The sequence below is a fragment of the Deltaproteobacteria bacterium genome (genome assembly GCA_016874735.1).
Classification (GTDB): Bacteria; Bdellovibrionota_B; Oligoflexia; order Oligoflexales; family CAIYRB01; genus CAIYRB01.
On sequence record VGTI01000002.1, the window covers coordinates 203,255 to 228,704 of the forward strand.

At 51.8% G+C, this 25,450-nt stretch carries 26 protein-coding genes; 21 read left to right on the forward strand and 5 right to left on the reverse strand.

What is annotated here, in order from left to right; all coding sequences use genetic code 11:
- Nucleotides 1–27: 27 nt before the first annotated feature.
- The 4 genes from FJ146_02540 to FJ146_02555 are packed head-to-tail and all read right to left on the reverse strand — an operon-like array spanning nt 28 to nt 4,095.
- Nucleotides 28–2,301, reverse strand: a complete 2,274-nt coding sequence (locus FJ146_02540) for a hypothetical protein (GenBank protein MBM4250825.1) — start codon at nt 2,299–2,301, stop codon at nt 28–30.
- Nucleotides 2,288–3,094, reverse strand: coding sequence for a hypothetical protein (locus tag FJ146_02545; GenBank protein MBM4250826.1), 807 nt, complete (start codon nt 3,092–3,094; stop codon nt 2,288–2,290). The genes FJ146_02540 and FJ146_02545 overlap by 14 nt, the downstream gene beginning before the upstream one ends.
- Before the next feature lie 5 nt (nt 3,095–3,099).
- Nucleotides 3,100–3,858 (reverse strand): flagellar motor protein, encoded by a 759-nt coding sequence (locus FJ146_02550; protein MBM4250827.1) that lies wholly within the window; start codon nt 3,856–3,858, stop codon nt 3,100–3,102.
- A 30-nt stretch (nt 3,859–3,888) separates the two neighbouring features.
- Nucleotides 3,889–4,095, reverse strand: coding sequence for a flagellar protein FlbD (locus FJ146_02555; protein MBM4250828.1), 207 nt, complete (start codon nt 4,093–4,095; stop codon nt 3,889–3,891).
- A gap of 86 nt (nt 4,096–4,181) precedes the next feature.
- On the opposite strand from FJ146_02555, the gene FJ146_02560 reads away from it, so the two are divergent.
- The 7 genes from FJ146_02560 (at nt 4,182) to FJ146_02590 (ending at nt 14,304) form a co-directional block, all read left to right on the forward strand.
- Nucleotides 4,182–5,285, forward strand: a complete 1,104-nt coding sequence (locus FJ146_02560) for a peptide chain release factor 2 (protein MBM4250829.1) — start codon at nt 4,182–4,184, stop codon at nt 5,283–5,285.
- 81 nt (nt 5,286–5,366) lie between these two features.
- The gene (locus tag FJ146_02565) at nt 5,367–7,439 is read left to right on the forward strand and encodes a serine protein kinase (GenBank protein MBM4250830.1); all 2,073 of its coding nucleotides are present in this window, start codon (nt 5,367–5,369) and stop codon (nt 7,437–7,439) included.
- 24 nt (nt 7,440–7,463) lie between these two features.
- Nucleotides 7,464–8,573 (forward strand): DUF444 family protein, encoded by a 1,110-nt coding sequence (locus FJ146_02570; protein ID MBM4250831.1) that lies wholly within the window; start codon nt 7,464–7,466, stop codon nt 8,571–8,573.
- A 4-nt stretch (nt 8,574–8,577) separates the two neighbouring features.
- Entirely contained in the window at nt 8,578–10,071 is a 1,494-nt protein-coding gene (locus FJ146_02575; GenBank protein ID MBM4250832.1) for a SpoVR family protein, read from the forward strand.
- The gene (locus FJ146_02580; GenBank protein MBM4250833.1) at nt 10,037–11,836 is read left to right on the forward strand and encodes a hypothetical protein; all 1,800 of its coding nucleotides are present in this window, start codon (nt 10,037–10,039) and stop codon (nt 11,834–11,836) included. The genes FJ146_02575 and FJ146_02580 overlap by 35 nt, the downstream gene beginning before the upstream one ends.
- A 104-nt stretch (nt 11,837–11,940) precedes the next feature.
- Nucleotides 11,941–13,293, forward strand: coding sequence for a hypothetical protein (locus tag FJ146_02585; GenBank protein ID MBM4250834.1), 1,353 nt, complete (start codon nt 11,941–11,943; stop codon nt 13,291–13,293).
- Nucleotides 13,294–13,410: 117 nt separating this feature from the next.
- Nucleotides 13,411–14,304: a trypsin-like peptidase domain-containing protein gene (locus FJ146_02590; GenBank protein MBM4250835.1), complete on the forward strand. Its 894-nt coding sequence runs from the start codon at nt 13,411–13,413 to the stop codon at nt 14,302–14,304.
- Here FJ146_02590 and FJ146_02595 read toward each other — a convergent pair.
- Nucleotides 14,291–15,091: a hypothetical protein gene (locus tag FJ146_02595; GenBank protein ID MBM4250836.1), complete on the reverse strand. Its 801-nt coding sequence runs from the start codon at nt 15,089–15,091 to the stop codon at nt 14,291–14,293. The two genes, FJ146_02590 and FJ146_02595, sit on opposite strands and share 14 nt — an antisense overlap.
- A 143-nt stretch (nt 15,092–15,234) precedes the next feature.
- On the opposite strand from FJ146_02595, the gene FJ146_02600 reads away from it, so the two are divergent.
- The 14 genes from FJ146_02600 to FJ146_02665 all read left to right on the forward strand — a co-directional run bounded on the left by FJ146_02600 (nt 15,235) and on the right by FJ146_02665 (nt 25,448).
- A complete protein-coding gene (locus FJ146_02600) occupies nt 15,235–15,477 on the forward strand; it encodes an acyl carrier protein (protein ID MBM4250837.1) in 243 nt (80 codons plus the stop codon).
- A 19-nt stretch (nt 15,478–15,496) separates the two neighbouring features.
- Complete coding sequence (gene rpiB / locus FJ146_02605) at nt 15,497–15,961, forward strand: ribose 5-phosphate isomerase B (protein MBM4250838.1); 465 nt, start codon at nt 15,497–15,499, stop codon at nt 15,959–15,961.
- Nucleotides 15,962–16,031: 70 nt separating this feature from the next.
- Nucleotides 16,032–17,276, forward strand: a complete 1,245-nt coding sequence (locus FJ146_02610) for a serine hydroxymethyltransferase (GenBank protein MBM4250839.1) — start codon at nt 16,032–16,034, stop codon at nt 17,274–17,276.
- Nucleotides 17,277–17,306: 30 nt separating this feature from the next.
- The gene (gene nrdR, locus FJ146_02615; protein MBM4250840.1) at nt 17,307–17,759 is read left to right on the forward strand and encodes a transcriptional repressor NrdR; all 453 of its coding nucleotides are present in this window, start codon (nt 17,307–17,309) and stop codon (nt 17,757–17,759) included.
- The gene (locus FJ146_02620; GenBank protein ID MBM4250841.1) at nt 17,759–18,385 is read left to right on the forward strand and encodes a riboflavin synthase; all 627 of its coding nucleotides are present in this window, start codon (nt 17,759–17,761) and stop codon (nt 18,383–18,385) included. The genes nrdR and FJ146_02620 overlap by 1 nt, the downstream gene beginning before the upstream one ends.
- A gap of 98 nt (nt 18,386–18,483) precedes the next feature.
- On the forward strand, nt 18,484–19,641 hold the full coding sequence (gene ribB / locus FJ146_02625) for a 3,4-dihydroxy-2-butanone-4-phosphate synthase (protein MBM4250842.1): 1,158 nt from the start codon (nt 18,484–18,486) through the stop codon (nt 19,639–19,641).
- Between the two features lie 28 nt (nt 19,642–19,669).
- A complete protein-coding gene (locus FJ146_02630; GenBank protein MBM4250843.1) occupies nt 19,670–20,119 on the forward strand; it encodes a 6,7-dimethyl-8-ribityllumazine synthase in 450 nt (149 codons plus the stop codon).
- Nucleotides 20,116–20,535 carry a transcription antitermination factor NusB gene (nusB, locus tag FJ146_02635; GenBank protein ID MBM4250844.1) on the forward strand — a complete coding sequence of 140 codons (420 nt, stop codon included), beginning with the start codon at nt 20,116–20,118 and terminating at the stop codon, nt 20,533–20,535. The genes FJ146_02630 and nusB overlap by 4 nt, the downstream gene beginning before the upstream one ends.
- Nucleotides 20,536–20,567: 32 nt before the next feature.
- Nucleotides 20,568–21,185 carry a hypothetical protein gene (locus tag FJ146_02640; GenBank protein ID MBM4250845.1) on the forward strand — a complete coding sequence of 206 codons (618 nt, stop codon included), beginning with the start codon at nt 20,568–20,570 and terminating at the stop codon, nt 21,183–21,185.
- Between the two features lie 19 nt (nt 21,186–21,204).
- Nucleotides 21,205–22,029: an SDR family oxidoreductase gene (locus FJ146_02645; protein MBM4250846.1), complete on the forward strand. Its 825-nt coding sequence runs from the start codon at nt 21,205–21,207 to the stop codon at nt 22,027–22,029.
- Nucleotides 22,030–22,048: 19 nt separating this feature from the next.
- On the forward strand, nt 22,049–23,026 hold the full coding sequence (locus FJ146_02650) for a HAMP domain-containing histidine kinase (protein MBM4250847.1): 978 nt from the start codon (nt 22,049–22,051) through the stop codon (nt 23,024–23,026).
- A 29-nt stretch (nt 23,027–23,055) separates the two neighbouring features.
- Complete coding sequence (locus FJ146_02655; GenBank protein MBM4250848.1) at nt 23,056–23,775, forward strand: response regulator transcription factor; 720 nt, start codon at nt 23,056–23,058, stop codon at nt 23,773–23,775.
- Between the two features lie 9 nt (nt 23,776–23,784).
- Nucleotides 23,785–24,726, forward strand: coding sequence for a diaminopimelate epimerase (gene dapF, locus FJ146_02660; protein MBM4250849.1), 942 nt, complete (start codon nt 23,785–23,787; stop codon nt 24,724–24,726).
- Complete coding sequence (locus tag FJ146_02665) at nt 24,723–25,448, forward strand: acyltransferase family protein (GenBank protein MBM4250850.1); 726 nt, start codon at nt 24,723–24,725, stop codon at nt 25,446–25,448. Before dapF ends, FJ146_02665 begins: the two co-directional genes overlap by 4 nt.
- Nucleotides 25,449–25,450 lie beyond the last annotated feature (2 nt).

Genomic DNA, 25,450 nt, shown 5'->3' on the forward strand with positions numbered 1-25,450 from the left:
ATATGAAAACAAGCCGAAATTATTAACTTAATTCCATAGGTTTTCTAATTCAGTACGGGTCGGATCAAGTCTGGCTTTAGCGAATCCGACCTCAGGTGATCCCGGGGCCCCTTTATCAACAATCACCTGCCAAAGCTTTTTCGCATCATCTGCATCGCCAACATCATGCAGATATTCTGACACTGTCCAGTAGTAATGCAGGTAACCACCAATGAGCGGCCAATCCTGCCGCTGCAGGTAGCGACTGGCCATGACCTTTGGGTCTATAGCTTTCAACGCTGATGCCTCGAGATCGAGGAGTGACAGTGCACAGGACTCATCAGTCTGGAACAAATCAGGCAGGTTAGTGACAATCAAACTGTCGTTATCCTTCTGCGCAGCAATGGCATCAGCTCCACCCAGAGCATGTAACTTGGAAATAAGTGGATACTCCATATCGCAAACGTAGGATTTATCATTGGCGGCGAAATGCCTAGATAGTTTTAGTAGCCACCGCCAATGCCCCGGACCCTGCGCTTGCTGTTGCATGCGCGTCACGTAGGCTTTTGTTAAGGGATCTGGTTGAATATTCCAATTGCGCTTGAGAAATTCGTGTTGTGTCTTATCGTCACGCGCACGCCATTTTTTATCCTTCGAATTTGCCGCCAACTCCGCAGCGACAACCGCCATACGTAGCTGCTTCATGTCAGACTCTGGAACTTTGCTGTAGGCTGACCAAAACTCGGCAGCGGATTCAGACCGATGAGCATCGGCATAGGCGGCAAATAAACGCCGCGCTAAAGCGTCCGGGACTTTCGGGTAAAGTCGCTTTCTGTTTTTCTCAAAAAAGCTCATCGCACTGTATGTGTCCCCAGATTTAAAGTATTTTTCAATCTGAGTGGCTTGGTATTCCCGTACTGGTGCAACAAATGATTTTAGAAAGTCAGAGTTAGGATAGGTTGCAGCAAAGTCTGCAACGCGCCTGAGCATATCAGCAGACCTTTCCCGCTGCGTATAAGAACCAACCTGACATGCCCATGCAAGCTCACGCATGGCTGGAGGCATCTCCGGTCCGACTTTTGCTTCTTCGAGTAGAGAGCGTGCATGCGAAATATTATTCCCTTCGTAGAAGGGTAACTCTAAACAGGCTTCGCGAACCATCGCCAAGCGTCCAGCCGGTTTAGTACGAAACTCTTGAATGACTTTAAAGTATTCAAGTTTGGCCTTTTCCAGATTACCTAACGCGAGATAGGCGTCTGCGTAGCGCAAAGAGGCCCACGCGCGGTATTCAGGATCCAGTGACTCAGACTCTCCACTCTGATAGACGCTGCCGTTAAGGGCGAAATGCAGCATTTTTTGCGCGTCTGAAAACTTACCTAGCCAAAAAAGTGATTCGGCTCTGAGCACGAGCTGTGCTGGATTGAATCGCTGCAGGTGATCATCCACCCGAGCTGCCATAGCATAGGCATCTTCAGCCAACTCGTAGTTATTCATATCAAAGTAAATATCGCCAACACGGGCAAAGGCCATCGCTGCTTGTTCGGGTATGCGATCTTGACGTATAGCGGTATCGAGCTCCTGCACGGCCTCCAAATAGCTATGACTCTTCACGTAAGACTCAGCGAGAATACGGTGAAAATCGGAGCGAAATTCCTTACGCCCAGTTTGTCTCAGGAAATTAAGGCCCGTGGTTGCGGCACCAAAGGCTCCATCGTACCTCGTATAGCGCCAGTAAATGGCAGCAAGATTGTAAAGTCCCTTTGGCGTGACCTCTTCGAGTAGCGGATCAGGTTGATCGACCTTTACGATAAAGGCCCAACTCAAAAAGGTACTGGCATTAGCCATATTCTTGCGAACGTCCGGTGACTCATAATTCAGCGCTTTATCCTGAAGTAGTTGGGCACCAGAATTGAGAAACGAGTATCCGATGAAGTAATCATTGCGGCGGTGAAAGGGATATTTATTGCCGTAGCGGGCGCGACCGCTTAACCAAGTCGCACGGGCTTGATCGAATTTGCCCTCGAGAAAGAGCACACGTCCCCGGTTCAAGTGGTCGATGGGCCGGCCCTCTCCACGTGTGGCCGGCATCTCAATCGTAGGTTGCTCGAACTTTACATGAATTGGAAATTCAACAGGTTTTAACTTGTAGGGGTACCTCCAAAAGATCTCCTTCGAAATCTCTCGAGTCTCCTCCTTCTGGTAGAAATCCCCGACAAAGGTATACTTGTCGAGCAACTCGTCCAGGCGTGATTTTTCCGCTGCCAGCGCGCTGCGACTGCTAGCGAGTAGAACGACGATAACTGGCCATTTACTGCGGATCACTTGCCGTCTCGTGATCGTAATCTACGTGGATTTCTATACGCCTGTTTAGCATGCGGCCAGATTCAGTACCGTTGCTGGCAATGGGGTGGGTGTCCGCATAGCCCGATGCTGAAAGCATAGTGGTCGGGAAATTATGTTTACGTACAAAATACTTGAGCACGTTGGTGGCACGTAGTGCCGATATCTCCCAGTTACTGTATTCACCCTGAGCTGGTACCGAGTCGGTGTGACCTTGGATGTTGATAGGACGTCCAAGTTCTTTCAGAATTTCGGCTACTTGATCCAACTCGCTCAGTGCCTCGCGATTCACTTCCACAGACCCTGGGTCGAAAAAATGGCGGGCCAGCATTTGCAGTTTGAAGCCCTTAGCGGTCCTTTGAATATCGATGACGCGCTCTTGGCCGGCTCGATTTTTATCGCGAAATTTTTCCTTGCCGTAGAGTCGCTCTTCTAGCTTGACCCTGAGACGGTTCATCTCCTTATCAATGGTCTTAACTTTGACCGGCGAGGCAGGGTACTTTTCAATCAAAGGTGGTCGGACAGACTGACCCTTGAAGTGCTCAAAGATCCCCATGCCCTGCTCTTTAGGGCCGGTGCGCCGATCTACTGGGATGTCTGGTAGCGGCGTGTTGAAACTCTCCTGGATTGAGGCAGCTACCTTGACCTCTTGCTTGGCGCCCTCTTTTTTCAGGGCGAATAACACCACGAATACGGCAAAGAGGAGCGTCACCATGTCGGCATAACTAACTAGCCAACGCTCGTGGTTCTCGAATTCAGGGCACTTTTGCTTCACCCCGGTTACTCCTCGCTATGGTGACCATGGCAGAATACTGCCAATTTTTCTTCTATGACCTTTGGGTTGAGACCAGAGAGGATGCCGTCGACGCCAATGGAAACCATGGCCCGGGCGTGGCCATCCAAGATCACTTTGCGTTTGATCTTTTTACCGATGGGAATGAAGAAAATGTTGGCAGACCCCACGCCGTAGAGCGTTGCCACGAATGCAACGGCAATACCGGGACCGATCTGCTCCGGTTTATCCAAATTTTCCATCACGTGAATGAGACCAAGCACGGCCCCCAAGATACCGATCGTCGGTGCAATAGCGCCGAAGTCCTCCCAGAACTTAACGGCAACCTCGCCCTCCTCTAAGGTCACGTGGGCTTCGGTCTCAAGAGTATCCCGGATGACATTGGGGTCGGTACCGTCGACGGCTAGCTTGACCGCCTTGGCAAGGGGTGCAAACTTGATGGCATCGCGCTTCTTTTCAAGAGCGAGGATCGATTCCTTGCGCGCCGTCTGCGCCAAATCGATGACGTCTTTCAGGATTTCATCGGGATTGGCACCGGGGTTCTTCAACCACACGCCTAGAGACTTAAAGGCAAAGATCACGTCAGGCAGGGGATAAGCCACCATGAGAGCCCCCAAGGCCCCGCCCAGTACGATCATGGCTGCCGTAACCTGGAGAATGGAGGAAAGGTGGCCGCCCTCGAGAAAGAGACCACCGATAATCATACCCAGCGACAAGACTGGACCGATAAGACTGGTCAAATCCATGGTGATTGGCTCCGCGGATTGTAATCGAAACTAGGGTTTGGAGGAGGATTTGGCTTGAGAGAGGAGTTTCACTCTATACTGTAGCACGCGGCGGTCGATTTCTTCTAGTGACTCACGGACAATTAAGCTATCGCCATTTATAAAGGATATGACGCTGTCTGGCGTGGCTTCGATGTACTTAATCGCGTCCAAACTGATAAGAAGCGGTGAATTGTCGAGCCTAGTCAGATGGATCACAGCTTAGTTTTCCTTGTCTAGCTGACACCGTTCGATTTATCGTACGGCCTCGGCACAACCTCTGTCAATCTTAGGAAATATCATGGATTATCAACAGCTTGCCAACGAAACCAAGAAGGCCCACGAGGCTTACACCCGAGTCTGGGGGTTTCTTTGACATCCCGGGGAAGAGGGAGAAGCTCAAGGCGCTAGACGACAAGGTTAACGCCGACCCCAATTTCTGGAATGACCCGGAAAAGTCCGCTCCTGTGTTAAAAGAAAAAAAAGTGCTCGAACTAGCCCTGCAGAGAGCCGACAAGTTGGCATCCACCCGGGACGACCTAGCAGCCGCACTTGAGTTAGCGGCAGAGGGTGACGACGACTATCTAACTGAGGCTAACAGCCTATTTCAGCAACTTTCAGCTGAACTCCAAACGCTAGAGGTGCAGAGCCTGCTTGGGGGGCAGATGGACCTCAACGATGCCGTTGTCACCATCAACTCAGGGGCCGGTGGCACTGAGTCGCAAGACTGGGTGTCCATCCTCTTCCGTATGTACCTGCGCTATGCCGAGCGCAAGGGCTGGACCACTGAGATCTACGACCTGCTACCAGGCGAAGAGGCTGGAATTAAGAACGTCACATTTACCGTTGCAGGGCCCTATGCATTCGGAATGCTTAAGTCTGAATCAGGTGTACATCGCCTGGTACGGATTAGCCCATTTGACTCAAATGCCCGTCGCCATACGAGTTTCGCCTCGGTTTTTGTCTCGCCGGTCGTCGACGACAACATCGAGATTGAGATCAATCCCGCCGACCTGCGCGTCGATACCTACCGCGCTAGTGGTGCCGGTGGTCAGCACGTGAATAAGACCGAATCGGCGGTGAGGATCACCCACATACCTACCGGGGTCGTGGTCGCAAGTCAGACGCAACGGTCACAGCACCAAAACCGCGACAACTGTATGAAGCTCTTGCGCTCCGCGCTCTACGAGCGCGAGATGGAGAAAAGACGCAAGGCTCAGGGTGATGTTGAAGCGGCCAAGAGTGACATCTCCTTTGGCAGTCAGATTCGCAACTACGTCCTTCATCCCTACCAGCTGGTCAAGGATGTGCGTACGGATCATGAGACCTCGGACAGCGGGGGGGTCTTGGACGGGGACATTGAGGCATTCATCAATTCTTATTTAGTGGCTACTCGCAAGCCGTCTTAGCCCATGGTGAAAACTTAAGGAATACCATACAATAGAATATTGAAGACTTGGTGATTGCCGTTTTAGGAATAGGAGTGCCGCATGGACGCGCAGAAGCTCTTGGACCTTGTGAACAGCCGCGACTTTGGTCGAGAGTTTGCTGACCTTAATTGGTCTGGATCCTTCCGTGACTACCTTGATGTGGTAGTCGAGAGGCCTGAGGTGGCTCGGACTGCGTTCCAGCGTTGCTACGACATGATCATGTCGTACGGCACGAGAACTTACACCGAATATAAAAAGGAAATCACTCACTTCAACTTCTTCGATGATCCAGTCGATAATGGCAAGGATGCCATCTACGGCCTCGATGTCCACTTGCAGAAGCTTGTTCTCGTATTCAAAGCTGGCGCGCAGCGCTATGGACCGGAAAAGCGCGTCATCTTACTGCACGGCCCCGTTGGTTCGTCAAAATCGACCATCGCGCGCCTCTTAAAGAAGGGTCTCGAGCGCTACTCGAGGACGCCCGAAGGAGCTCTGTACACCTTTGTTTGGCGTAATCTTGCCGACATAGTCGGTATGGAAGACGTCATGCCCGATCCCATGCACGGAGAGCCACTGCACCTCATTCCAGTGGAGCGACGCGAGGCGGTCCTCAAGGCCATCAACCACAACCGCGACCGCGGTCGTCAGGTAGCTATTGAGGGTGACCTCAATCCGGCTAGCCGTTACGTCTATCGTGCTTTAATGGAGCACTATCGCGGCGATTGGGAAAAGATGATCGCCAACCATATCGAAGTGCGTCGTTTAGTGTTATCCGAGCGTGACCGAGTGGGGATTGGCACCTACCAGCCTAAAGACGAGAAAAACCAGGACTCAACTGAACTCACGGGTGACATCAATTACCGCAAAATAGCCGAGTACGGTTCCGACTCCGACCCCCGTGCCTTCAACTTCGATGGCGAATTCAACATCGCCAACCGCGGCATCGTTGAATTTATCGAGGTCCTCAAACTCGACGTTGCGTTCCTCTATGACTTGCTCACGGCAAGTCAGGAGCACAAAATCAAGCCGAAAAAATTCGCGCAGTGCGACATCGATGAGGTCATCATCGGCCACACCAACGAACCTGAATTTAAAAAACTGCAAAACAATGAGTTTATGGAAGCTCTGCGCGACCGGACCATCAAGATTGATGTGCCGTATATCACCAAGCTCCAGGAAGAAATAAAGATCTACGAGAAAGACTTTAATCCCACCTCTGTACCGCACATCCACGTAGCGCCTCACACACTTGAGATGGCGGCCATGTGGTCCATTTTGACGCGCCTTGAAGAGCCTAAGAAAGCCAACTTGACGCTGATGCAAAAGCTTAAGCTCTACAACGGTAAGACTACGCAGCAGTTCACTGAGGACAACATCAAGGAGCTGCGCAAAGAAGCTAAGCGCGAGGGAATGGAGGGGATTTCTCCACGCTACATTCAGGACAAGATCTCAAATGCTCTGGTAGTCGATAAGGGTGGGGGTTGTATCAACCCATTCATAGTCCTGAACGAACTAGATTCGGGTCTCAAAGCTCACTCCCTCATTAATAATGAGGAGATTCGCAAGCACTACCGCGAGCTGCTCTCTGAGGTCAAACGCGAGTATGAAGATGTGGTCAAACACGAGGTTCAGCGAGCTATTTCTGCTGATGAATCTGCGATCGACAAGCTTTGCGGTAACTACATCGATAACGTGAAAGCCTATGTGCAGCGGGAAAAAGTGCGCAATCCGTTTACAGGCGCCGACGAAGAGCCTGACGAGCGTTTGATGCGTGCCATTGAGGAGAAAATCGATATCTCCGAGAGTCGCAAAGATGACTTCCGTCGCGAAATCATGAATTATATCGGGGCACTAGCTCTCGAGCGCCGATCCTTTGATTTCCGTACTAATGAGCGCCTACACCGTGCCCTTGAACTGAAGTTATTTGAGGACCAAAAGGACACCATCAAACTTACTACGTTGGTGTCGAGCGTGGTCGACCGCGAAACTCAAGCTAAGATCGACGTGGTTAAAAACCGCCTGATCAAAAACTACGGGTACTGCGAGATTTGCGCTAGCGATGCTCTAAGCTTCGTTGCCAGCATATTCGCCCGTGGCGATGTCACCAAAGCCGACAAAGACAAACAGCCTTAAGGTCTTTTTTCTAAGAGGTTCCCAATGCCCATGCACATGGAATCGGACCTCAACCGGTTTCGCAAAATCGTTCGCGGCAAAATCAAAAAGGAACTGCGTCGCTTTATCTCGTCCGGCGATCTGATCGGCAGACAGGGCAAGAAACGAGTGACGATTCCTTTGCCGCGGATAGACATTCCTCACTTTCAGTACGGCTCCAACGAGCAAGGCGGCGTTGGCCAAGGCCAAGGTGAAGTCGGGGATCAGGTGGGGCAGGGGGAACCGCAGCCAGGAGAGGGTCAAGCGGGCGACGGTGAGGGACAGCACAGTCTTGAGGTTGATGTCACTCTGCAAGAACTAGCCGAGATTCTTGGCGAAGAATTGGCGCTGCCCAATATTGAGAATAAAGGCAAAAAGAACATCGAGGACCGTCAGTATAAATATACTGGGATTCTCAAACAAGGTCCCGAGTCCCTACGCCATTTTAAGCGCACCTATAAGCAGGCGCTGCGCAGGGCGATTTCATCAGGTACTTACGATCCCGAGAATCCCGTGATCGTTCCGATCAAAGAAGATAAACGCTATCGCTCGTATCGCGTATATAACCTGCCCGTAGCCAATGCAGCCATCATCTACATGATGGACGTCTCCGGCTCCATGGGTGACGAACAAAAAGAGATCGTCCGCCTGACTAGCTTTTGGCTCGACACCTGGCTATCCACGCAATATGCGGGACTTGAGCGACGCTATATCATCCATGATGCGACTGCTCGGGAAGTGGATCAACAAACCTTCTACCGCACCAAAGAGTCAGGCGGCACCTTAATCAGCTCGGCGTACCGACTCGCACTGAAAATGATCGAGGAATCGTTCGATCCATCTGAGTGGAATATTTACCTGTTTCACTTTTCTGACGGTGACAACTGGTCAGGCAACGATACCGCCGAGTGTATGAAACTACTCGAGTCCCATTTGATCCCTGCTGCCAACCTTTTTGCCTACGGTCAGGTTGAATCGCGTTATGGTTCGGGACAATTCCTACGAGATTTACAAAAGCATTTTGGCGACGCTAGTAACAAAATAACCTTAGCGCAAATCAAAGATCGTGACGCTATAGTCGATGCGCTGAAAACCTTCCTTGGTAAAGGCAAATAAGGTTATGCACGGCTACAACACGCAACTAACTCCCGAGCTTCAGGACATTGCAGCTAAACTGGCTGATGCCGCACGTGCTGCTGGCCTTGATTTCTTCGACACGATCTTTGAGCTCGTCGATTATAAGCAGCTTAACGAAATAGCCGCCTACGGTGGGTTCCCTACGCGCTATCCCCACTGGCGCTGGGGCATGGAATACGAACGTCTATCGAAAAGTTATACCTATGGCCTCTCGATTATCTATGAGATGGTCATCAACAACGATCCTTGTTACGCGTACCTACTGCGCGCCAACGACCTCGTATACCAAAAGACCGTCATTGCGCACGTCTACGGGCATTGCGATTTTTTTAAGAACAACTACTGGTTCAGTAAGACGAATCGCAAAATGCTGAATCAGATGGCCAACCATGCCGTTATGATCAGAAAATTTATTGATGATATTGGCCAAGATGACGTCGAATCATTTATCGACACCTGTTTGTCTCTCGAAAACCTGATCGACATCCACGCGCCATTTAAGTCACCGCAAAAGCCACGCAGCGATACCGATGAGTATGGTCGGCCAAAGCCGCCCGCAAAGATCAAAGCCAAGCCCTACATGGATACCTATATCAATCCCGCCGAGTTTCTTGAGCATCAGCGGCGCAAACAGGTTGAAGAGGCCCAAAGGGTCAAAAGTTTCCCGGAAAATCCCGAGCGTGATGTCCTCAAGTTTCTAATTGATCACGCGCCCATGACTAGCTGGGAAAAGCGCGTTTTAGGCATCATTAGAGACGAGTCTTACTATTTTGCGCCACAAGCCCAAACAAAAATTCTCAACGAAGGTTGGGCCACCTACTGGCATAGCAAGATGATGACGCAAATTGCTCCCTTGCACGAAAGCGAAATTATCGACTACTGCGATCATTTTGCCGGTGTCGTGGCATCTCATCCCGGCAGTTTGAATCCCTACAAACTAGGCGTCGAATTACTACGACACATCGAGCGACGCTGGGATCGCGGTCAGTTCGGTATCGACTACCTTCACTGCGACGACCCAAAAAAGCGGGCGGAATGGAACAAGAATCTCGGACTAGGTAAGCAGAAGCTCCTCGAAGTCCGACGCATCCATAATGACATCACATTTCTGGACGAGTTCTTGGACGAGGATTTCTGTCACGAGTCAAAGATGTTCATCTATGATTACGATAGGCGCTCCAATAAATATGTAATCTCAAGTCGGGACTTCCGTGAGATTAAGCAGAAGCTACTTCAGCAGCTAACGAATTTTGGCCAGCCGATTATCAAGGTAGTCGACGGTAATTTCCGCAATAGAGGCGAGTTGCTGCTGCAGCATAGTCACGAGAGTGTCGACCTAAAACATGACACGACTCTTGAAACGTTGAAGAATCTGCATCGAGTATGGAAGCGACCGGTGCACATCGAGACCATGATCGAAGAGGTTAAAAGAAGGATCTCGTATGATGGATCAAACCACCAAATCGAAAAGATTTGACGTGCGCTTTGCCGCTCTCATTCTCGTCGCCGTGTCTTTTGCAGCGGTCGCAAGGGCAGCCGTTAGCCCCGTTAAGCTGCCTATCATTCAGAATGTTGGAGTCGTCCCAGTGCAGTGGGAGGGCTCCTATCACCGTCTCCCAGTCAAAGAGTTGATTGCTCGGGAGTTCCCCGCTGCTGTCAGATCTAGTCACAGATTCCGCGTTCTAGGAGACGACCTCATCGCTGAAGAGTGGCAGACGGAGAAAGGCCGCGCTGATCTGCGCGACCAATATGAGGCTCAAGCTCTCCTTAGTTTGACTGTTGCCGTGCGCGATGATGTAACGACTTTTAGTGTCCGCCTCGTGGATCTCAACATGCATTCTGAGCTCCTTGAAAGTGACACCATCGAAACAAATTGGTTTAATGAGGCAAAATCCTCAGAGGTCACAGATAAGCTTGAAAGCTTAGTTTTTCGCCTAGTGAATCGTCTGCCTATAGATGTTTCAGTCACGTCCATCCAAGGTCATTACATAACTTTGTCCGGTGGCTCCGAGCAAAATATAGCAGTGGGTGATCGGGTAGAGCTCGTGCGCACCTCGGTCCGCAGTCTTCACCCCGCCAATGGTACCTGGCTAGAATTCAGTTCAAAACCCACTGGCGTGGCACAAGTCGTGGACCTGAAGTCCACTACCTCCGTGGCCAAAATTCTGAACCAGACCTACGACCAAGCCATAGAAGTGGGCGACGGCGCCAAAATTAAGTCTCTGAGCTCGCGCGTCAAATTCGCTCGCCTCGCAGCTAGTCAAGGCCTCAAGGACGCCGGACGCCAGTCCACAGTGATTGTCTCACCCATTTACGTGCCAGGTATGCCGCAACCGACTGTGGCAAAAGTTGTTGAAGCGGAGCGGCCAGCGGCGATAACCGATCAGCATAACGAAACCGAAAATCAAAGTGGCAGCAGCACCTCTGACGTCGTGATAGGTGAGTCCCTGCCTGTTGGTAAGGCCCCCCCAGCAACTCCAGGCGAACCGGGCGGCTCTGCCCCTACGGCTACGGATATATCCCGGGAGGATTCCGGCATTAACCTATGGGACGACATCACCAAAGAAGCCACTAGCCATCGTCTCGTAGAACACGCCCAGGCCTACGGCGGACCTAGCCTCTGGCGTATGAGTGGAGGTGGGATTACAGGCAGCGGCAGCAAAATGCCCATGCTACTCATAAATAACATTGGCGCGAGTGTGACGCGAAATCTCATGTTTAGACTCCGCAATGACTTCGGCGCTCAATTGCTAAGTGGAAGCACCACGAACGGCCGATTTGGTGGTTATCGCGGTCTTGTGCGTATTTATTGGGATGCTGAATTCCCCGCAATCCTCGCTGGTTTCATCTACGGCTGGCGTGGCGGTGGCTTAGCCACTGTCAATGGACTCTCTGTCTCCGGCGAATCATTCGGTGGCGGCGACTGGTTCTCAAGCGGCGGCTTCGCTGCGCTTTACGGCCAGTTGCCCGGCAGCCTTTTGGGCGATCGCTACGATTGGCAGGGTGAGTTCTCATTAATCCCGGTAGTCATTGGTAGACTAGGGCTTGGCGGCAAATGGCAGCGCGTGCAATCTGCCTTTGCTACGCAGATCAATCTTGCCTTCACGCAATACCGGCCAGCCCATGTGCTAGCTTGGGGAGCTGGCATAGACATGGGAAATGGCACGTGGTCTATGGGTAACAGCCAGAATGTGTCGATTCGGAATTTCGACATCCAAGTCTTAGCTAAATACAGATTCTAGAATCGGCGTCAACTTTCGCTTGAGTCTCGCTGACGGGCCGGATAGCTTAACAGAAGCTAAACAAATCTAGCCAAATTTACTAAGTAAGCGAGAGGAGCGGAATCGTGAAAACGAATTTGTGCGCGATCTTATTTGGGGCAATGGTTCCACTGACGGCGCAGGCCACCACCGTAGCCGTAATCGATTCCGGAGTCGACTACGAGCATGAAGCTCTGGCAGAGAAAATGTGGACAAATACGGCCGAGACTGATGGGGACAAAACCGACAACGATGGCAATGGAAAAATTGATGATATCCATGGTTGGAATTTCGCGGATAACGATGCCCTGATCATCGATTATGCGCTCCAGGAAAAATATCGTCCGGATATTGAAAAGTTCCTTGAGCTGCAACTTGCTGCGATTGAGGGTACCGCGACAGAAGGTGAAAAACTGTGGATGAAAGAGCGCCTAACTGATGCTGACTTCGTAAACAGTATCCAAACCTATGCTGGTTATGCTCACGGGACCCACGTGGCTGGGATCGTTGCTCGTGACAATCCCGAAGCAAAAATTCTCGCTGCCAAAATCCTCTCGACCAAAACCATGTTTCAACGCCTGAAAGACCGCGTGCGCCACTCCCTGGCGGCAGGCAAGGACGTCGGCTTCATTCAGGAATTCGTCTTTAAGCTCGGCATGTACGGCATCGCTATTCAGCAATCGAAAATCTTCGAGCAAATTGGCGCCTACCTGAGTGCTAATGGTGTCAGTGTTGCCAATGGTTCGTTTGGCACCGGGATGGAGCAAGCTCGCGGACTAGTAACTCCGATCCTCATTGCGCTGATTGGCAGTGAACCTTCGGCGGAACTAGTTGACGAGTATGCAAGCTTTTTTGTGCAGCGGATGATCGACCAGCAGGCAAAAGTCCTAGCTAAGTACCCCGATATCCTGTTTGTCTTTGCCGCGGGCAACGACGGCTCGGACAATGATCGCTTACCGGAGGCCCCTGCTGGCGTGCGTCTAGACAACGTCATTACAGTTGGCGCCAGCATCGGCAATGTAGGTCTTGCACCCTTCAGCAACTACGGTGCGTCACGCGTCGATCTTTTTGCGCCAGGTGTAGGTACCAGGTCTTCGGTTCCGCGCCAAAACATGTACCTGCCCATGAGCGGAACCAGCATGTCAGCGCCCGAAGTGGCACGAGTAGCTGCCCTGATTAAAGACGCCAACCCAAACCTTAAGGCTTCAGAAATCCGTGAAATTCTGATGGGCACTATCGATCGCAAAGACTTTCTGAAGGGTCGCTCCTACTCTGAGGGCGTCTTGAACGATGATCGTGCTCTTGCGGCTGCACAGGGTTCGAAGTCCACCGATCTGCGCAGTGCTATCAAAGCCGCCAAACGTGCTGTTTCCGATAAAGCGCCGCTAGGTAAGTACGATAGCGCGACTGGGGACTTCACTTACGTAACTCCGTTCTAAGCACCTGGCGCTGGGCACCGCAGCATTGGCCGGTGCCTGGTCGCTTTTCACTCTGGACTTGGGCCTGGTTGTGATATGGGGAAACCCTGGCACTAAGGCCTTTGCCCGGAGTCAAGTATGCAGTTAGTTACAATTGCTAAGTCATTTTTAGGATTGGTAATCCTTCCCTGTAGCCTAGCGGCACCCGCCCTCGCGATCCCATTACGGGACAGCTCTGCTTATGAAATGCTAAGCGATGGGCCGACGGATAGTGAAGTCTCAGTAAATACTCAAAACTTTCTTGGGACAGTGGCACTGAGCAATTGCTCTGGAGCCTTGGTCCAGTTTGGTGAAACCGACCCAACTAGCCCAGCTCTGGTCCTAACCAACGGCCACTGCGTTGAGCGACAACTGCCCCAACCTGGGGAAGTTCTAGTTAATATCCCGTCGCGGCGCGCCTTCAACCTGCTCGATCGCGCGGCCAGAAACGTACTGGGTACGGTGAACGCAAAGACTATGCTCTACGCGACGATGACAGACACCGATGTCGCTCTCTACCTCCTCGACCTGACTTACGAAGAGATAAAAGATCAGTATGGTATCGACCCGTTGACCGTCACCGACCAGAAGCCAGTCACGGGGACCCCGATCAGCATCGTATCCGGCTACTGGCGGCGTACCTATTCCTGCACAATCGACGGTTTCGTCCCGGAACTGCGCGAAGACGGATGGATTTTCCGCGATGCCATTCGGTATTCGGCTGACGGTTGCGCCGTGATTGGTGGCACCTCAGGAGCCCCGATTATTGCTGGTAGCGACCGTACCATCGTCGGCATCAACAACACCATCAACGAGAACGGCGCCCGTTGTACCCGCAACAACCCTTGCGAAGTCGATCGCACAGGTAATATTGTGGTGCGTAAGGGTATTGGATACGGTGAGCAGGTTTACTGGTTTCACAGCTGCCTAGACAGCAGTGGTATCGCTGTTGACCTCCAAAAGCCAGGATGTCTGTTACCTAAGCCAAAGTGAAAAGCGATTGCGCTGGCGTCGCTGAAAAAGGCGCGCCAGGCTCGTTCAGGTGGACGCGATTAAATTTGCCGTCGGCGAACAGAAGTAGATTGGGTTTGTCCCAGCTGTCGACGCTAACCATCATGCGCTCCGTCTGGGGGTGGTTCTCTGCGTAGGGCACGTGAAAGTGCCCGATGATCCCATGATGGGCCTCATCAAGCGCCAGCCACGCCGCAAATGCGCTGAGTATCCGCTCATGGTTAAGTACTCGGTATTGATCTTGCGCTCGTGAAAACTTTGCGTGACGTAATGCGTAGGCGTCCAGCAGAGCGCCCGGTACTAAGGCAGCGGTGCGCCGGATGAGCTGTGACTTCAGCGTTGCACGGAAGACCCGATAAAGCGGCTCGTCGATCAGGAGGTCCCCATGCATGAGCTTGATTTTATGGCCTGATTTTAGGGCAACGGTGAGGTCTCTTGATTGTACAATCTGGACACCATCCCAGCCTATACGCTCGAGATGAAACTCATGATTACCCTCGACAAAGTAGACCCGGATGCCACGGCTGACTAACTGCTCCAAGGCGGCTCCAAGGGGCCGAAACTTGCGGCGGAAGTAGGAACTACCGCCAAAGCAAAAATCACAGATGTCACCGTTTAAAACGACGACCTCTACTGCTGGTGACAACCGTCTCAGCGCGTCGAGTAGCAACCGTGCGCGTAGATCCGTCATATGTTGGATGTGGACATCCGATGCCAGCACAAAAGGAGCTGCGATGAGTTGGAGATTGGATGTAAGTGAATCTTGCATAGTCAAAGCCCTAGAGTCTGAACTACACCTAGCATAGCCTCGTCTGGCATGGGAATGCTCTTGCAAAATACTGAGGAGTCTGGTTTTTTAGGACAGCTACGTCCATCATAACCTTTTTCGTGGCATCAATCTGGAGGGCCTTCATGTCTCTTTCCGTCGAAGAAAAAGTAAAGCAAATTGTCGTCAATCAGCTTGGCGTAGAAGAGAGCTCTGTCGTCGGCAAAGCCAAGTTTATTGAAGACCTTGGTGCGGACTCCCTCGATATCGTCGAGTTGGTTATGGCGATGGAAGAGGCCTTTGGCGTCGACATCCCAGACGAAGAGGCCGAAAATATCCGTACCGTTGATGACGCAGTTTCCTTCATCAAAAAGGCCGAAGACGCCTAAGTCATAAGGATCCGACCGCATGGCCACCAAGATCGGTATAGCATCGGATCACGCCGGCAAGGAGCTGAAGCAGCTTATTGCTGAATTCGTGAAAATGAAAAATCTCGATGTGATCGATTATGGCGTCGCCGTCGATTCGGAAAAGTCAGTAGATTACCCCGACTATGCCGCCATCCTGGCGGCAGATGTATCGGGAGGCAAGCTAGACTACGGGGTACTGATTTGCGGTACGGGTATCGGTATGTGTATCACCGCAAACAAGTTCCCTGGTGTCCGGGCCGCGTCGGTTTGGGATGAGTTCACGGCCAAGATGAGCCGTATCCACAATGATGCCAATATCATCTGTCTCGGTGCGCGCGCACTCAACCATCATCGCGCCGCTGAACTTGTGAACCTTTGGTTGGATACTCCTTTTGAGGGCAATAGGCATAAGGCTCGCCTAGAAAAAATTCGCGAAATTGAAAAAAAGCTCTGCGTTCGCTGACTAGGTGACATCACAATGACACTGAGCGAGCGCGGGTAGCGGGGGAGATACCGTGCAGAAGCCGTGGCAAATTTTGGCAAATAAAGACCCCCAGGTCTTCCAGCTGATCGAAGCCGAGTTAAAAAGGCAGCAGGAGGGCCTTGAGCTCATTGCCTCAGAAAACTTCGCCTCGACAGAGGTCATCTCGTGTATGGGCAATGTCCTCGCCAATAAGTATGCCGAGGGCCTACCAGGCAAGCGTTACTACGGCGGCTGCGAGGTTGTAGACGCCATGGAGTCTCTCGCTATCGAGCGACTTACCAAGCTGTTTGAAGCCAAGTACGCTAATGTGCAGCCACACTCTGGCGCTCAAGCTAATGCTGCCGTGTTCTTGGTGTTGGCTAAGCCCGGTGATCGGATCTTGGGACTCGATCTAGCCCACGGGGGGCACCTCACCCATGGGTCCAAAGTCAATTTCTCTGGCGTGATCTACGAATCACACTTTTACCAGCTTCAAGCCGGCACTGACCTTATTGATATGGATGAGGTTAGGGCTAAGGCTCTTGAGGTCAAGCCTAAGATCATCGTCGCAGGTGCTAGCGCCTATCCGCGGACCATAGACTTTGCCGCTTTCAGGAAAATCGCCGACGAGGTTGGTGCGTATTTAGTAGTCGACATGGCTCACATTGCGGGCCTCGTTGCAGCGAAACTCCATCCAAGCCCTGTCCCCCATGCCCACGTCGTGACGACCACAACTCACAAGACGCTGCGCGGTCCACGCGGTGGGGTGATTCTATGGAACGACGACGCCTTGACCAAGGAAATCAATAAGGGCGTATTCCCTGGCACCCAGGGCGGCCCTCTCGAGCATATCATTGCAGCTAAGGCTGTTTGCTTTCAGGAAGCCCTGCAACCCACGTTTCTTGATTACCAGCTAAATGTGGTACGTAATGCCGCCGCTTTGGCGGAGAGCTTAATGGAGCACGGATTCAAACTCGTGTCCGGCGGGACCGATAACCATCTGGTCCTCATTAATCTGAGCGATACCGCAGTGAGCGGCAAACAATTGGAAGAGGCTCTGGGCAAGATCGCGATAACAGCCAATAAAAATACGGTTCCAGGTGAGAAAAGAAGCCCATTCGTCACTAGTGGTGTTCGTCTTGGCACACCAGCCGTGACGACCCGGGGTCTCAGGCAGGCCGAGATGGCGCAAATAGCCCGTTGGACGCGTCAGGCTTTTGAACACGTCGGTGACGATCACAAACTTTCCGTGCTAAGACGCGAGGTCGAAGCATTGGCACGTAAGTTTCCGCTCTACCCGGTTTGGACTGTCTAGGGTGGTCAGTGGGGCAGGGGAGTGTGACCTGTGAAATGTCCAAAATGCGGCTTTGATGACACCAAGGTGCTCGAAAGTAGGATCTTGGATTCTGGTCGCAGTTTGCGACGGCGTCGCAGTTGTATGGCGTGCAATTATCGCTTTACGACTTACGAACGCGAGGAGAGCTTTGCCTTTTCCGTCGCAAAAAAAGATGGCCGCGTTGAGCCATATAATCGCGACAAAATCTTCCGTTCGATTCAGATCGCTTGTCAAAAAAGACCTATCAGTTACGACCAAATTGACGTGATGATTGCACGCATTGAAAAGCAAATCCAAGAATCGGGAGAGCGTAGTGTCCCGAGCCAAAAGCTTGGCGACTTAATAATGGGGCACCTACAGGGTATGGACAAAGTGGCTTATGTGCGCTTTGCGTCGGTGTATAAGGATTTTCAGGATCCCAGCGAGTTCATGCGCGAGATCCACAGCTTGGATAAAGACTAATGTTTACTGGACTGGTGGAACGTACGGGCAAAATACTCTCGATCTCTCAACCCGCAGCAGCCACAGCGAGCCTGATGGGCGGTATTACCCAACTGATTGTAGACGCTGGCAAGGGCTACGAGACTAATGTAGGGGATAGCGTATCCGTCAATGGATGCTGCCTCACGGTTACCAGTAACAAGTTTCAGATGCTGGCTTTTGACGTCAGCAGTGAAACTCTAAAACTAACCAATCTCGGCGATTTAGGCGAAGGTACGGAAGTCAATTTAGAGCGCGCCCTTCAGTTGGGTGACCGTCTTGGTGGCCACATGGTCTCGGGTCATGTCGATGGCGTTGGGGCAGTAGTCTCAGTCGGTAAAAAGCCGGAGGGCTGGGAGCTTAGGGCTAGTCTATCCAAGGCCCTCAGTCGCTACGTCATTTGCAAAGGCTCGATTTGCCTAGACGGTGTCAGCTTAACAGTTAACACAGTTGATGATCATACCGACCACACTGAAATCACCGTGATGCTCATCCCTACCACGGTCAGTCTCACGTCATTCCGTCACCTAGCCGTGGGGCAAAGACTCAATATTGAGGTCGATTTGGTTGGCAAGTATGTGGAACGACTCACCCAAAGAGTCCGCTAACCATATAAAATCATCGATTAATTTTAAGACCTAAAAAGCAGTGCATTAGTGATGAATCTTTGCTAGCATCCCCGACCTGTTCCACCGGAGCTAGCTCTATGACATCTCAGGACGTTGCCACTTCTAGGGTAAACCTCGCAATCCAAGCCATCAAAAATGGCGGCATGGTCATCATGGTTGATGATGAAGACCGTGAGAACGAGGGTGATTTAGTCTTTGCTGCTGCGAGCGTATCCGCCGCTAAGATCAACTTCATGACCAAAGAGGCTCGAGGCTTGATTTGTCTCAGCTTGACGGAAGAGGCTGTTGATCAGCTCCAGCTTCCGATGATGGAGGACAGCAGTAAACGCCTCCCGTCTAAGTCAACCGCATTCACGGTGAGCATTGAGGCTCGGGATGGGGTCTCGACTGGAATCTCCGCCGCTGATCGTGCCCATACGATCAAAGTCGCTACTTCTGCCGGGGCCAAGCCGGAAGACCTGGTAGTCCCAGGACACATCTTCCCTCTCAAAGCCCGTCGGGGTGGGGTTTTACAACGTGCCGGACACACTGAGGGGTCGATAGACCTGGTGCGCCTGGCAGGGTTAGCACCCGCTGCGGTCATCTGCGAGATCATGAATGATGACGGTACTATGGCCCGTATGCCCGACCTTGAGGGTTTTGCCAAGCGTCACGACATGCCTATCGTTACGATCGCCGACCTAATTAGCTATCGTCTGCACCTAGAAACTATGATCCAGCCCGTGGCAAAGGGCGTAGTCACGACCGCCTTCGGTGAGTTTCAAAGCGTCCTCTTTAAGAGTGATATTGACGGCCTCACTCACCTGGCCATCATCAAGGGCGAGCAATTTGACGATTATGTGACTGAGGTTCGCGTCCACAGGCAGCGGCCGCTACAGGACGTGTTTGGCGTCAGCATGTGTACTAGTCGCCTCCGTTTAGACTACTCGCTGGAACTGCTGCGCAATGCTGATCACGCCGTCCTGATCTACCTGACGCAGGCTGACGCGCAGGCCAGCCTTGCCGCTGATTTTGAAATTTTGACCCGACCAAGAGAGTCCATTAGTGGCGCAGCGATAGGGGCGAAACACGCTCCCATGGATCCTCGTCAACTTGGTATAGGCGCCCAGCTGCTAAGAAATCTCGGCGTGCGTCGGATGCGTGTGCATCGTTCTCATGCCGCCCCGCTCAAGGGACTGGTCGGCTTTGGGCTGGAGCTGGTTGGGACTGTCGAAATTCCGTCTGAACTGACATAATCATAATAAAACGTATAAGGACAACAATATGGCCACACGCTTTTTAATCATTATTAGCCGTTTTAATGACACCATCACTAAATCACTACTGAGTGGCGCTCAGGATACCCTGCAGGACGCTGGGATAGACCAAAGTCATGTCGATATCCTTTGGGTACCAGGAGCTTTCGAGCTTGCGACGGTGGCTGCTCAGGCTGCCAGATCGAAGACCTATGCGGCCATCATATGTCTAGGTGCAGTCATACGCGGTGACACCCCGCATTTTGACCTCGTTGCCGGCCAAGCCGCCGCGGGTCTGCAGCGCGTCGGCATTGATACGGGGGTACCGGTTATCTTTGGTGTCATTACCACAGACACCGTCGAGCAGGCTTTGACTCGTTCCGGGATCAAAGGCGGAAATAAGGGTGTTGACGCCGCCCAATCGGCTCTCAGTATGGTCAAGACCATGGGTCGTCTAGCGGAGCTTGCACGTCGGTGAGTACACATACGAGAACAAAGTCGCGCGAATACGCTCTACAGTTTCTTTACCAGTCTGAGATGGAGAAGTTGTATCTATTCTCGGACAGTCACTTCCAGGGATTTATCGCCAATCAACAGATTCCGGCAAGCCACGTTGCCGAGGTGCGCGAAATAGCCCGAGGAACCCTCGAGCGGACTGCAGAAATCGACAACCTTATTCAATCAGTGTCTACCAACTGGAAGCTGGAGCGTATGTCTGTGATCGACCGCAATGTCTTGCGGCTTGCTACGTTCGAGCTACTAGTGGCGGCAGCCCCTCAACGCGTGGTGCTTAACGAAGCCATCGAGCTCGCCAAGAAGTTTGGCTCCGCTGAGTCCGGCCGATTTGTTAACGGATTGCTCGATCGCATCGCCAAATCGACGCCAGTGGGATAATCTTACCAGAGGACATCTGGTAGGAGTGAGCCATGAGTGATCCCTTGATCGAAGGCACCGACACGAAAAGTCCGGCCCTCGGTTTACCTGACCAAGCCGGAAATGAGCACAATCCACCCGTCGACGTTGACCCAGGGCGCCGCGTGACGACTCACATCATCCGCAGTGCCAGTGAATCTGAATGCGAATTTTGGTTTGGCATCACCAAACCAGGCAACCACAATCCCCTGGTGCTCCTAAGAGACATTGGCACCGATGATTTATTGCAGAGGGCTGCAACCGAGGGTATCAGCGAAGCTGGTCCCATCGTGCTGTTCGACTCCGACGGTGAGCGCCCCCGTGGGCTTGTACTCATGCCAGTGCCTGATAGCGGCTCTCAGAACCTCGACAACTGGCTAACAAGCATGCATGCAACTTTAACCCCCTGGGCACCGACACGTCTCGGCATTTATCTAGCCCCGGAAGCGATAGGCACCGACCCCCAGATGTCCCTGCTGCTATCAGTGCTGCGCAAAGTATTACGGGGTATTGGCGTGCGTGAGATATACCTCCTTACAGGTAACCACGGCACCAATCACCTGCTTAACGCTGCCCTCAGGCTTAAGCGTGAGGTCAGCACGGATGACTTTGAGTTCTACGTCTACCACTAGAAGACAGGAGCCATTAAAGATGCCCCAATCACCGTTTCGTCAGGATATATTAAACGGGAAAGTTGCATTAATCACCGGTGGAGGCACCGGCATTTGCCATGGAATAGCTCATTCCCTCGGCAAGCATGGGGCCAAACTCATGCTCATGGGACGTCGCGAAGAGGTCCTTAAGGACGCTTGCGTAGCCTTCGCCAAGCAGGGGATTGAGGCCTCTTTTGTGGCTGGTGATGTCCGTGACTTTAGTCAAGCCGAGAAAGCTGTAGCTGCGACCGCAGCGCAATACGGTAAACTCGATATCCTACTGAATGGGGCCGCTGGTAATTTTCTATGCCCAACCGAGAAGTTGAGCTCCAACGGGTTTAAAACCGTCATTGATATCGACCTCCTGGGTACATTCAATATGTCGCGAGCGGCATTTACCCAGCTCAAGGCCACTAACGACAGTCTCATCCTAAACATCTCGGCTACCTTGCACTACCAAGGCACCATTATGCAGTCCCACGTGATGGCTGCCAAAGCTGGCATTGATGCTTTAGCCAAAAATCTGGCCTGCGAATGGGGCGAATATGGTATCCGCGTATGCACGATAGCTCCGGGGGCCATCGGTGATACCGAGGGCATGCGCCGCCTCGCTCCCATGGGCGCCGATAAAAAGATTGCGAGCGAAGTGCCTCTGCGTCGGCTAGGCACTATTGAGGACATAGCTCACGCCGCCGTATTTCTCGCCTCAGGTGCGGCATCTTACATTACGGGTGAAATCTTAGTAGTCGACGGTGGTGCTTGGTTGGTAAAACCAGCATTTGTTGACAGAGCAACTTGGGAAAAATTAGCCGCCAAGAGCTAAATGATGTGGCGCATAGATAATGCTACGATGGTCTCGACTTATACGGCGACTTAGTTGGGTCACGCACCCAATCACGATTTTTGTATCACTACAAGTCGTTTGGCTAGCAATCACTCTCATTTGGGTGATTTGGTTTGTCACCGAGCGCGCCGAAATTGGGGCATTGGCACGCCGCTTTGGTCAGGAATACTTTAGCACTGAGATCACCGTCGCCATCCTAGTGGTCGGGTGTATCTTGCTCGGTGTGCTACTGGTCGGAACCATACTCCTCTTTGTCGCCGGCCAAAGACAGAGCTCTGCTGCGCGCCAACAACGTACCTTTGTTTCTAGTGTTACCCATGAACTAAAGTCTCCATTGGCGAGTCTACAGCTAGCATTCGAAACCATGATGACCCACCAATTGGACCCACCGACCCGCACGCGTATTGCCGATATGATCTACTCAGATATCGACCGCCTACGACGGTTGATCGATCAAATACTCGTGGCTGGACGCTTAGACCGCGGTATTTTAAGTTTTGACGATGCTTCTTCTGTCGTGCCGATGGACGACTTAATAAACAAAATCGTCGATAAGTTGTCTTATATGGACCCAGACTTAAGAACGCGCCTTTCGATCGACTGTCCTCCCAGACTTACCTTGCGGGCGTCCAGGATGGCTCTTAGCTTGATCCTGAATAATTTAGTTGAGAACTCGATTAAGTACTCTCCGCGTCAGTCACCGATAAAAATTGGCTTTGATCAAAGAGGCCGAGATGTCTTTATGTACGTTCAAGATCAGGGCATTGGACTGGACAAGAAAGATATGAAACGGCTATTCAAGCTGTTCCGCCGCGGCGAAGCTGCAGTTAAGAAGGCGATCCCAGGCACAGGTTTAGGGCTTTATATCGTTAAATCGGCAGTCCGCGTCCTCGGCGGACGAGTATGGGCAGAGAGCGCTGGAGGCGGGACGGGATCTACCTTTTACGTCTCATTACCGACTGAACAAAAAGAATAGCGAGCAAAAAGAGCATCCACGGAGCAGCAATGAGCGAGGCCAAGAAAAGAATACTTCTAGTCGAAGATGAGCCCAACTTAGCCTTTAACCTACAGTTTAATTTGCAGGTTGAAGGTTATGAGGTTGTGCCTGCTGTTGACGGCAAGATTGCCATTGAAAAGTTCCGCCACGACGGTCCCTTTGACTTAGTCATTCTTGATGTCATGATACCTGAGTTTAATGGTTTCGAAGTCGCTGAAATCATCCGTCAAACGGACGATCAGACGCACATCCTCATGCTGACTGCTCTGGGTAAAGAGGAAGATCGATTACGAGGATTTGAAGCGGGTGCCGATGACTATATCACCAAGCCGTTTCATCTGAAGGAGTTTCTCCTGAGGGTGAAGCGCATGGTTAAAAGATCAGGTTATTTTCAAACCTCTCTGGCGTCCGGCGATGAGGACAAGATTCTAAGTTGTGGACCTTTTCGCCTCGATACGGAACTGCTACGTCTGCAAACCCCAACAGGACAACATACGCTGACGGCACTAGAGGCCGACGTGCTTAAGGAGTTCATGCAAAATCCACGTCGGGTACTGTCGCGCCAGCACCTTTTGGATACAGTTTGGGGTATGAAGGGAGATATTGAAACACGCACTGTCGACAACTTCATCGTACGATTGAGGCGCTACCTAGAGACTGAGCCCAGCAAACCGCAATTTCTCGTCAGCGTCCGTGGACGTGGATACCGCCTGGTTGATGAACCTTAGAGGTAAATCGTGTATCTAAATTTTGAAAAATGGCACGGATGCATGAACGACTTTGTCGTTCTGTGGATGAGTGATGTCGATGGTGACGTCGTACTCGACAGCATTAAACGCCAGGCCCAAGCTATTTGTCACCGTCATACAGGTATCGGCGCCGACGGCGTGCTTGTCCTCAGGACCAAAAATCCTAAAGATTGGACACCTTATGGTCTGACAATCATCAATAGCGACGGTTCTATAGCAAAAAATTGCGGCAACGGTCTGCGCTGTGCCGCCCTCAGCGTTCGCAAACGTCATGAGGAGCTAGGTAACCCCAAAGAGTTGCCAGAGTTGGTGAATTTTTTAGTCGAGGGCGAGCAGCTGAGCTGCCGCTTTGCCCCCGGACGCGTAGCGCAGCCTTTGGTGATTGTCGAAATGGGATCTGCACTGTTGAACCATGAAGTTTCCTGGCATCAGGTGGCTGTCGCTGCCGTAAAAAAACTAGGCGCTGATACGAAAACTCCTGATTTGCATAGCGACATGGGGGTCTGCGAGATCGGCAACCCTCACATCGTTATCAATACTGACCTGGCTACGCGAGAACTCATGTTAAAGCTTGGACCTGCGTTACAGGACGGTTACCCCTGGGACGGTGTCAATGTGCACATTGCCAAACCGATCGCCCTTACGCCAAAAGACCATGCGCGTGCAGCTCTAGAACTTGGTCAGGAGGTTTCTGAAGAAGGGTATCAGGTCTTTGTATGGGAACGCGGAGCGGGCGAAACCATGGCCTGTGGCAGCGGAGCCTGCGCTGTTGCAGCCCTAGCCCTAGACACGGGTCTCATTGCGAGAGAGCACTGGGTGGTTGTAGACATGCCCGGTGGACGACTTTACGTAAAAGAGTCCTCCAGCGGTGATTCAGTGCTATTGGCGGGACCAGGACAGTGCACTTTTTCAGGAAGGATCGGCATTTGAATCCTGCAAAACAGCATGAAACCTTTTTGAAAATCATGACGCAAGCGATGGAAACTGCGCGCCTTTATCACCAACACAAGGTGATCGGTATTGAGAACATACCTAATAATCGCAGTGCCATTGTTGCGGTCAACCATAGTCTAGCGACTTACGACATAACTTTACTTATGACCGCCATGTACACAGAACGTGGCGTTCTACCACGGCCGTTAGTGGATCGGCTGTTTTTTAAAGTCCCAGTAGTTGGACCCATTGCATCAAACTACTTTGGTGCCGTACAGGGTAGTCAGGAAGCTGCCGAGAATCTCCTGATGGCTGGAGAAGTGATTACTGTCGCTCCAGGCGGTATGCGTGAGGCATTACGACCATCGCGAGACAAGTACAAGATTAATTGGGATCATCGAGTAGGTTTCTGTCGCTTAGCAATGAAGACCCAAACCCCCATCGTGCTCGCTGCATGCCCTAAAGCCGACGACGTTTATGAGGTATACCCATCGCACCTCACTGCGTGGTTTTACAAGACCTACAAAATTCCGGTATTCTTAGCTAAAGGCTTAGGTCTCACGCCCATACCGCGGCCGGTGAAATTGACTCACTACTGCAGCGAACCTTTGTTTCCTCCCAAATGGAGCGACGACGAGAAGAAACGTGAGAAAAGCCTCGAGAGCTACCACCAGCAAATTGTTCAAGTCATGGAAGAACTTATGCACCGTGGAGAATGATT